1 protein-coding gene is annotated in these 1,088 nt (G+C 68.1%); it reads right to left on the reverse strand.

Annotated elements, in window-relative coordinates; translation table 11 throughout:
* On the reverse strand, window positions 1-1,088 hold a 1,088-nt coding region (locus FL311_RS43310; RefSeq protein ID WP_141333528.1), incomplete at both ends, for an amino acid adenylation domain-containing protein.

Raw genomic sequence — 1,088 nt, forward strand, 5'->3', positions numbered from 1 at the left:
CTCCTCCACCTCCCCCAGCTCAATCCGGTAGCCCCTCACCTTCACCTGCCCGTCTCGCCGCCCCAGGAACTCCAGCGCTCCGTCACTCTTCCAGCGGACCACATCTCCTGTCCGGTACAGCCTCTCCCCGTCTCCAAACGGACTCGGCACGAAGCGCTCCGCCGTCAGCTCCGGCCTCCCCACGTACCCTCGCGCAAGCCCCTCGCCTCCCGCGTACAGCTCTCCCGGCACTCCCACCGCCACAGGACGCATTCCCTCGTCCAGCACGTACACTTCCGTGCCTTCCACCGGACGCCCAATCGGCGCTCCTCTCTCTCCGACGTCCGACTCACTCTCCATCCTCCACGTCGTCGTGAATGTCGTGTTCTCCGTCGGCCCGTACCCGTTGATGAGCGTGCCTCCCGCGCGCAGCCGCTCCTTCACCCTCTGCACCGGCAGCACGTCTCCTCCCGCAAGCACCTGCTTCACTCCCCCCAGTGCCTCCGGCTGGTACGCCTGCATCTGCTCGAAGAGCGCCGCCGTCAGCCACAGCGACGTCACCTGGTGCGCCTTCAGCACCGCCGCCACTTCCTCCAGCGCAAGCTCCTTCGCTGGGTACACCACCAGCTTCGCTCCGTTCAGCAGCGCTCCCCATACCTCCAGCGTCGATGCGTCGAAGCCCACCGGCGCCAACTGCAGCCACACCTCTTCCGCGCTGAAGCTCGCGTACCTGGCTTCCTTCACCAGCCTCGCCACCGCCCTCTGCGGCACGCCCACGCCCTTCGGCGTCCCCGTGCTTCCCGACGTGTACATCACGTACGCCAGGCTGCTCCCGTCTCCTCGGAGCGGCGGGTTGCTCTTCGGCTGACGGGCAATCGCAGCGCTCTCCGCGTCGAGGCTCACCACCACGTCCGCGCTCTCCGCCACCTCCTCCACCATCTCCTCGCGGCCTACCACCACCGCCACTCCCGCCTCTCTCTTCATCCACCTCAACCGCTCCGCCGGGTTGCTCCCCTCCAGCGGCACGTACGCTCCTCCCGCCTTCACCACCCCCAGCACCGCCACCACCCACTCCAACGAGCGCTCCACGCTCAGCCCCACCCTCACCT

The organism is Myxococcus sp. AB025B (assembly GCF_006518215.1).
GTDB classification, from domain to species: Bacteria; Myxococcota; Myxococcia; order Myxococcales; family Myxococcaceae; genus Myxococcus; species Myxococcus fulvus.